This is a genomic window from Planktothrix sp. FACHB-1355 (assembly GCF_014748295.1).
GTDB classification, from domain to species: domain Bacteria; phylum Cyanobacteriota; class Cyanobacteriia; order Cyanobacteriales; family Aerosakkonemataceae; genus Aerosakkonema; species Aerosakkonema funiforme_A.
This window is the reverse complement of record NZ_JACJUP010000176.1, coordinates 1-8,376: the sequence shown is the minus strand read 5'-3', so window position 1 is coordinate 8,376 and position 8,376 is coordinate 1. Positions and strand designations below refer to the sequence as shown.

Genomic DNA, 8,376 nt, shown 5'->3' with positions numbered 1-8,376 from the left:
ATTGGCTTACCGCTTCCCACTTTTAAGGCGATGGGATTTTTACTATCTTGTCCTAACACAATCAATAGCGTTCCCAATTCAGCTAAACTTAAATTCCTCAATCCAACTTGGGTAGTAAATATTAATTCCTTTCCCGCTTGTTGGACTGGGATACCTTGTTGTCCTTTGTCAATGGATTTAACAAAATGATAATAAAACTTGCGTCCAGCTATTCTGCCATTTATATAGTACCCAGCACGCTGTTTTCTGGGTGCGTAAAGTGAGGGCATAAATCCCACACTCCACTGTGCATTGTTGAGAATCGCATCAGAAAAACGAATCAAACCTTGCCAATCCATTGCCCCAAAAACTTGACAAGCCGGACAAAGTTTAGTATTATCTTTACATTCCCGATAACCATTGGGAATTTGATTTGATTCAGCCTTAGTTTTGCACAAACAACTGCGCGTAATCGCTTCATAAGCAGAACGCACGACACCTTTAAGGGAACTTCCCGGAATGGTTAACAGTCGATCGCGTCCGACAGCAGTTTTGATTAGCGGGATATTTTTGGCATTTCCCGATAAGTCGCTACCCATTGCGGTGACGCCAGAAGCGACAAAAGTAGCGGTTTTCACCGTTAAGCGCAAAGAGATTGTACCGCTGATGCGATCGCTTTTAAATCGATCTTGTCCAATTGGTTTATCTCGCGGTGGCGGCTGACTGGGTAAAGAAATCAGTTGATAAGGTTTTTGGTTATTAGTTTCTGGTGTAGGATTAGGTTGAGGGCGTCGAATTGGTCGATTGTCAGTCATGGCGATATCTCAACAATGAGAGCGATAAAATGTACGGTAGAAGTTTCGCGATCGATGAAATAACGTTGAGCTAGTTTAACTTTGTTTGGATTATTTTTTTCATCCTTAATTATGGGATTGAGAGCGTCAGGTACAATGAATTTTTGGGGAAACCGAGTTTCATCGGGGCGATAAATGTAAGCAGGTCGTTGTTCTACTTGCCATTCTATTTTTTTATCTCGTTCTTCATCAATAGAATTAAAGCTAGAATCCCGATCGGTTATTGACAGCAACAAAACCGAATAACCTTGACCTTGTTGTTTCCAACGCAATTCGCGATCGCCATTAAACATTTGCCCTTCTGGACTGGGAAAATCTTTTAAGTCCTCCACAATTCCACTTACGCGATCTTGCCACCGAAGAAAGTAATAAGTAGGCTTTTTCGCAAATTTATCTAGCAATTTTCTGAGATCGTCAGATGAGTTAACTTGTTTAACACCTACAAAAGGATTCATGCTGCTGTCCCCTGCAATATTTGACACCAAGCTTCTACAGTTTGCGAGAACAATTCACGCACTTTTTCGCTCCCTTCCCAACTCTGTTGCACGCCAAAATTAAACTCCATTGGTGTTGTTTTTGGCGATGTTTCTTTCAGCTCGTTTGCGGGGAAATCATAGCGGCTTCTTTCTTCATCTTCCAGAAACATTCCCGCACCCAGTAACGAGGTAAGAGGCCATTTTTTTTGTTGTGCGATCGCGCTAATTTGTTCATCTTTTATCACACAACCGGGATATTGCACAATGGCTGAATTTAACTTAACTTCCACCAATCCCAACCCGCGAGATTTAGCAAAACCCAACCCAAACCAACCTTGATTTAAATCGCGCAATACTAAACCGATCAATCCTAATTGTGCAAGGGTAAAATTTCTGAGATGAATTTTCGTATGAAATTCGCCGGCAGTACAAACTTCGTAATTAAATAGCGCCCCTGGTATAACCGAACCAAACACGCGATCGATTGCTACTCCATTGCGTGCTTCAATTTTCAATTGTTTGGGATTAACCGGATAAGCATCTTCTATTCTGACGCGACTGGCGATCGCAGTATTACCAAACATTTGAGAAATGAAACAAGATTGCTTGTATAATTCCGCGCCGGGATGGGGATGATTTTTGTTTTTCTTTTTCCAGTTATCTAGGTAAAGATTGATGTTTTTTTGTTCCTCTTTATCATCGCTGAGAGGGTCGCTCGCCCAGACAGTGGTAGAATTATCAGGACGGCGATCGCTTCCCACCGTCCGCACAATGCGTTCTGCATGGGCGCGAATAGCACCTTTCAGCGAACTTCCAGGTAAATAAATTGTCCGTCCTCCCCCGTGATAGGTTTCCACAAATTCCATATCCGGTTTCGTGGGATCTGCACCTTCTTTGCCAGATTTAATTAAAATTGGGCCAGCAGGTGTAATCGTTAACTCTATTGTGCATTGATTGACAAATCGTTTAAACATTGCTGTTTTCCTCGGCAGTGGTATTAGCAGACATGAAAGTTCTTAAATGGGTAATCAAAGCATTTGTCCATTCCTGTTTGAGCAAAGCAATTCTTTCTGGATAACATGAGTAAATATCCATTTCTCCGTTAACCAGATTTTGCAGGTAAGTTAGTAATAACTCTGGATCGTCTTCTGCATCAAACCATTGCATTTCCTGAATATCCAATTTCACTACACCCAATCCGCGAGAACGTCCGCCGCCTAACGGAATTTGTTTTGTTTCAAATTGATGCAACCCGATGGTTAATAAACCTAATTCCCAAGGTTCGGCGTTTTCAACTACTGCTTTAAACTCAAATTGCGTTCCTGCTGGTACTACTTGAAAATCATATAATTTGGCATCAGCAGCAGTTTCGGTATCTCGATCGATCGCAACTCCATCCCGTTCTTGATATTGTCCAAACCAACTATCTGGTAATACCGTTAAATCTCGCACTTGAAATTTACTGGCGATCCAAGGCGAACCGAATAACCGAGAAACTAAATCGGTTTCTTCTAAAATTGCAGTGCTGAGGTCAAAATCATTTGTGTATGTTTCCTTAAGTAACTTAATTTCATCAGCTTTCAGCGACCATTCATCCTCTACGGCGGGATTGGCGACTAATTTGCGATCGCTTCCCACAATCCCGCGCAGGAAGCTTTCCAGACGCGATCGCAAAGCGCCTTTAAAACTTGACCCCGGAATTAAAGGTCGTCCTACCGCATCTTTAATTACTGGTAAATCGGAACCGATCGGTTCTGTGGAACGTCCTGCACTAATTCGCAAAGCGGTTATAGTTGTGAGAGTTCCGCCGATTTCCAAACGATTTTTGAAAGTATCAAACATAGTTTACCTTATTTTCAATTTAAACTAAGCCAGCTAAACACATCTTGTGCGGATAACTGTAAATCTTCCAGCGAACTTAACACGGGTAAATTATCTTGATTTTCCTTAGTTTCCGGTTGTTTACCTGGACGAAAAACCATAATAATTTTCTCTTCGGCATCGATTAACCAGCCTAATTCTGTTCCCGCATTCAAACAAAAAAGGATATTGTCAATCACGCGAGTTGAGCTTTGTTCTGGGGAAAGAATTTCAATTACCCAATCTGGATGAATGGAAAAGGTATTTTCGATTTCGCCGTTAGCATCGAGAGGGATACGTTGCCAAGTAAAAACGCTGATATCTGGAACTATTGAACGACCGCCAAAGGTGCAACGCAATTCTGTAAAAGCACTAGCCGTTTTTATAGGAATTGCTACTCGATCGATCGCAGAAGCTAAAAAAGTTTGAATTGCGCTATGCTTTCCTTGAGGCATAGGTTTTTGATAAATTTGTCCGTCGATGTATTCACTAGCTGGTTTGGTTTCTGGAAATTGCAGAAATTCGGCTAATGTTAATTTGTTGGAAAGTTTGGTGGATGTCATAGGGTTGGATTTAGTAGGGATTGTTATTCACATCTGGTTCTTTACCATAGCGATGCAGTAGTATTTTTCCATTAGATGACGTGCAACTTATCCGCAATCCTTGAGTAACGCGAAAATGTGCCATATCACCCTTATTCGTGTATTTGTCATATTGGACGCCTCCTTCACCTTTTAAGATGCTGGTATCACCTTTTGATTTTTCCAAAAGACAAGAGACTTTTGCCAAGATCTCTTGCAATTTGACCCGTTCTTTTTGATTTGTTTTAGTTTTTTCGTAATCCCTGTAGAAAGAGTCTTTATATTCTAGGTGAGGAAAAGGCAATAACTCCTGAGATAGTAACTCGTCTTTAGATTGAGTCCAGACAAGTTTACCCCAAGTCGATAAGGTCATTTCTTGACCGTCATCAAAAACTAGAGATTCTGGAATACCTAGAATTTTTTCATCGTCAACAGCGATTTCTGTCCCTGCATCCATTAAAGCTAATGGTAATTTGTAAGGTTGGATCGTCGAAGTGTCAATTGTAATTGGCAATCTAGGGATGGTAATTAAATCGGAATTTTGGCCTTCAAAAATGTAAATAATTTCATCAGCGTAGAACATCCCGATCGTATTCAGATATCCTTGCAAACTTTTAAAACTACCTACCAGATTGAAGGAAACTTGGTAGCCATTTTCCTTAAAAGATGGAATCGTTTCTTGCATCCAAGTAATTAAATTATCAATGCCATCTGCAAAAGCGCGACTGCTAGCGGTTGATAATCCTGGGGGTACGTAAATATTCACATTAAATTCATTGTCACCCAAAAAAGATCTGACAATTTCGGCTGTTTTTTGTCCTTGAGCAGTATCGGTGGCAATTAACCAATGAATATCCTGTTTTCCTTCGCTAAGTTTTTCCTGGTATAAACCATAAATTCCATTCAATTCAGCACTAGCTAACCGAATAGTTTTTACTTGGCTTTGTTTCAATTTTTGTTTGGCTCTTTCTACCAATGTTTCGATGATAGTTAATACTTCATACGGTGTGTTTGCCAGTGATAAATTAGCATTGTCTCTCAATAAATTATACCAATCTTTTTCGTCTGAATTAGCTCGATTAATTTGATTGGTTAACAAACTTGTGCCAATAGTAGAAATTACGATTCGACGCATTTATCCTCCTTGCCAATAAGTCAATAGGCAAATTACTTAGACTTGATGTATTTCAAATACCGAGCGCCATACCCCAAGTAGCGGCGAATTAAATCTAACCAAATAAATTTTAAATTAGAGCCCGAAATCGCTTGGTGAATATCATTAGCTTTTTTCTTGATTTGCCCATCAATATCATTGACAATTGTTGCTGCTAATGAATTGTCACCTCTTCCCCATTTATTATCGCGCCCGACTTGATAGCGCAAGAAGTTTTTAATCACTTCCGCGCTATCGGTTGTATCTGCCACGCGCACTAAGTTGCGAAATTGAGCTTCTTGTAAATCGCCATAAGATTGACGATTGTCTAAAGCAGCTTGAATCCATAGCACTAAATCATCTTCGGCAAGACGGATGTTTTTTTGGACTTTGAGTTCTATCTGCTGTTCTGCTAAATTCATACGGCGTTTTCCCGAAATACTAAATGAAATTCATTGCAAACTTGAACTTGACCAAATCCTTCCGAAGTACGTTCCCCAACTCCCCGAATTTCCAAATTTCCTAATGCTTGATACCAAAGGTCTGGTGAACTTGTACTAAATAAATACACGCCACCTTTGTTGGTAACTAATTCTACATCTTTCATCAATCCCCATGCGGCATTCCAGCCAGAACGATAATCGTAGCTGGTATATGCAACGTGCAATTCTAAAGAAGGGTCATCGATCGCAGCATACTTTTTCAACATTCTATCATTAATTACTGTGGTTCGTTGCCAATTTTCGGTAAAAATAGCATCGGATTGTAAATCGAGGGTGAAATAGGTGCGGTTTGATAGTAAATCTTGCTGGGGTTCACCAAAAAGTTGCCACTTCTTCCACCGTTCTTGGAGTTCGCGATTAAACTTGTCAATCCGAGGTTTCACATCCGTAGTGACGGGATTGAGTGCAGCAATAATTTTTGCTTTTCCTAATCCCCGCGATGCAGAACCACCCAATCGGAAAGAATGGGAATTGATAAAAGTAGTTAAGGCATTAGCTAATTCCTCATTATCTAATAAAATTTTGCTGCGATAGGTAGCAGGTTCTTCTTTTCCTTCCACTTCATTTAATACTTCGATGCTGTAAATTACCTGTTCTTCAGAAGTGGCGCGACGGCGGTTGATTCCGACTCGCGTTAGTAGTCGAGTAGTCGTTGAAAGTGGATAGTAATTGTTACCAATACAAGCATAAAAACCGCTATAAGGTTCTACTCTTCCACAGTCTTTCGGACAATTCGGATCGTAAGGATGGTTATAGCCTCCGGCGCAAAAACGATCGATTAAGGTATCAAAAACACCGTGATTTTTGGAATCTGTTTTAAAACCGGAATTGGTTTTAGAACTAACTGCTGTGGCGGGGAGTACCTGAATTGGATTAGGTAGCAACGTTGGTTTATCTTGAACTTTGGCGATCGCAGGATAACCATTCTGGAAAATTGCCGCATTTTCGCCTAAGAATAAGCTGTGGAAGTCGTCCCCCGGTTCTGGTGTGGGGGATTTGCGGAGGATTTCGGATGCTAAAGCACCCCTAATCACCGATCCGGGAATATAGCTTTCGGCTTCACTTACGGAACCACCAGGCTTTTGTCTCCCAATGGCTAACGGTGAAACGGCTGTAATTGTTAGTTGAATTTCGTAAGTCATTCGATTTTGGATTTTAGATTTTGCGCGAAGTCACAGTCTTGGCGGTTCCCGTCACGATTGTGACCTTCGCAAGAGAGGATTTTGGATTGTCTATTTTGGCTATTTTTAAGTTTTTAAAGCATTCCAAGCGTTATCATCAATTTTTAGGTCTGGAAATTTCCAATGCAACCAACCTAAACCACCTGATTTACTACCGCCTAAAGCATGGATATGATGTAATGCTGCGAATAAAAGCGGTTTCGCATAAGCAGGATATCGTGGCAAAAAATGAATGTGACCGGAAAATTCGAGTTGGATATTTGCTGGCGATGTTTCTAAGAGAAATAGCTTTTGGTCTTCGGAAGTCCGGCGGCGGCGATTGATGGTAACACCGGGACGCAATACTTCTGGGAGATTTTCTGCTTTTTCGTTGCAAATGAGGTCATCAAATAGCAGACGCGAAGGTAAAGCGGGATTGCCAAATATTTGACAAATCAGACAGTGATAGCGTTCATCTCCTGCTATTTGATAATCTGGACGATGAAATTCTCTTTCCTCGTTCTCTGGAAATTTTGCACGTTGAGGACACATGGTTTGGGGATTGGGAGATTCGCAGACTTTCCTATGCAAACCTCTGGCTATTTTTTCGCATTCGTGACGCAGGCGACCTTTGAATTGAGAGGCGGGAATTAGTAATTTTCCCGTAGCTGTGCGAACAATTGGTTTATCAGCTAATGTTCCCGATGTACCGCCTGCGCCAACGCATAAAGCACTGTCTATTACCGCAGTTATGGATAGAGATTCTGTTGAATTTTGACTTAAGTTTTGTAGTTGGATCATCAGTTTCCTCCCGTTAGGATTGTATCTTGAATGCTTGCGAGATCCATCGGTTAAGAATATTTAGATCTGGGAAGGGCGAAGCATTCGGACAGAAAACATAGGGTTTAAGTAGATAAATTGTCGCCCGAATGCTTCGCCCCTACATTTAACCTATCTGTATCTTGAATTTTGGCATCAACGTTTTCCGTAACTTCGATAAAAGGATAAAGGTCTACTAACTCGCGCCAAATAGTTTCGTAAATTGCTGATTTCTCTTCTTTTTTTTCTGGACTTTGTAAATACATCCAAGGTGCGAGATTGCCATCGTTAGTTTTGGCTTGACACCAAGCATCCTCAAATTTTTGTTGTAGCAACTGTTGTTCTTTTGAACCCAAACGCACGCGGAAATAACGATAGTTGAGGATGGCTGTGTTTTTGCCTCGTTCTAGCAAACTGCGAATTTGGTACAGCTGCGATCGCGGAAATCCCGACTCTTTTATTGCTGCGGCAGTTTGCAGCAGTCCGCCTAATTCATGCAGCGTGTAAGGTGCGGCATGAAGTTTGAGTTTTTGGTTATCTTTGATTGATTTGGTTAAACCTTCCTTGCGAAATGAAGCTATTTTTGATGATATCATTGTAACTGATTTCATCACCAAAAAGTCAACTGTGCCGCCATAATAATGATAGTGTTTTTTCAACTCTTTAGCACGCGCTTTCGCAGATTTGAGTAACTGTTCTGTTAAGTCTTGCGCGTAATAAATCGGGGTGTTATAGGCGGTAATTAAAACGCCAATTGACATACTCAGTTGACATTCAGATGGTTTATTTTGCGGCGGTTGGTAACGATGACAGGCGATCGATTTAGCATCATTGCGCTGGGATGGAGGAATTTGATATCTTCCTAAATCAGTTAATCGCTTCTCGAATTCTTCGCCGATAGTTTGCGCGATCGCTAATGCTTTATCTGCGGGTAAGTAGTCGGACAAAAGTAATCGACACTGTATGAACTTTTGTTAAGGCACTTGCAGGA

Annotated in this window: 10 protein-coding genes; all 10 read right to left on the bottom strand. The window is 41.0% G+C overall.

Annotated features, from left to right (window positions below; all coding sequences use genetic code 11):
* The coding region (locus H6S82_RS10405; RefSeq protein ID WP_191056200.1) for an RAMP superfamily CRISPR-associated protein at window positions 1–794 on the bottom strand (794 nt) is incomplete at its 3' end.
* Entirely contained in the window at window positions 791–1,288 is a 498-nt protein-coding gene (locus H6S82_RS10400; protein ID WP_190465209.1) for a hypothetical protein, read from the bottom strand. The genes H6S82_RS10400 and H6S82_RS10405, both read right to left, overlap by 4 nt.
* Window positions 1,285–2,283: an RAMP superfamily CRISPR-associated protein gene (locus H6S82_RS10395; RefSeq protein ID WP_190465208.1), complete on the bottom strand. Its 999-nt coding sequence runs from the start codon at window positions 2,281–2,283 to the stop codon at window positions 1,285–1,287. The genes H6S82_RS10400 and H6S82_RS10395 overlap by 4 nt, the downstream gene beginning before the upstream one ends.
* Entirely contained in the window at window positions 2,276–3,151 is an 876-nt protein-coding gene (gene csx7, locus H6S82_RS10390; RefSeq protein ID WP_190465207.1) for a CRISPR-associated RAMP protein Csx7, read from the bottom strand. The genes H6S82_RS10395 and csx7 overlap by 8 nt, the downstream gene beginning before the upstream one ends.
* Before the next feature lie 14 nt (window positions 3,152–3,165).
* The gene (locus tag H6S82_RS10385) at window positions 3,166–3,732 is read right to left on the bottom strand and encodes a Uma2 family endonuclease (RefSeq protein ID WP_190465206.1); all 567 of its coding nucleotides are present in this window, start codon (window positions 3,730–3,732) and stop codon (window positions 3,166–3,168) included.
* A gap of 10 nt (window positions 3,733–3,742) precedes the next feature.
* Entirely contained in the window at window positions 3,743–4,885 is a 1,143-nt protein-coding gene (locus tag H6S82_RS10380) for a CRISPR-associated protein (RefSeq protein ID WP_190465205.1), read from the bottom strand.
* 32 nt (window positions 4,886–4,917) lie between these two features.
* Complete coding sequence (locus H6S82_RS10375; RefSeq protein ID WP_190465204.1) at window positions 4,918–5,325, bottom strand: hypothetical protein; 408 nt, start codon at window positions 5,323–5,325, stop codon at window positions 4,918–4,920.
* The gene (gene csx10 / locus H6S82_RS10370; protein ID WP_190465203.1) at window positions 5,322–6,548 is read right to left on the bottom strand and encodes a CRISPR-associated RAMP protein Csx10; all 1,227 of its coding nucleotides are present in this window, start codon (window positions 6,546–6,548) and stop codon (window positions 5,322–5,324) included. The genes H6S82_RS10375 and csx10 overlap by 4 nt, the downstream gene beginning before the upstream one ends.
* 105 nt (window positions 6,549–6,653) lie before the next feature.
* A complete protein-coding gene (locus tag H6S82_RS10365) occupies window positions 6,654–7,367 on the bottom strand; it encodes an RAMP superfamily CRISPR-associated protein (RefSeq protein ID WP_190465202.1) in 714 nt (237 codons plus the stop codon).
* 104 nt (window positions 7,368–7,471) lie between these two features.
* Window positions 7,472–8,332, bottom strand: coding sequence for a hypothetical protein (locus H6S82_RS10360; protein ID WP_190465201.1), 861 nt, complete (start codon window positions 8,330–8,332; stop codon window positions 7,472–7,474).
* Window positions 8,333–8,376: the final 44 nt, after the last annotated feature.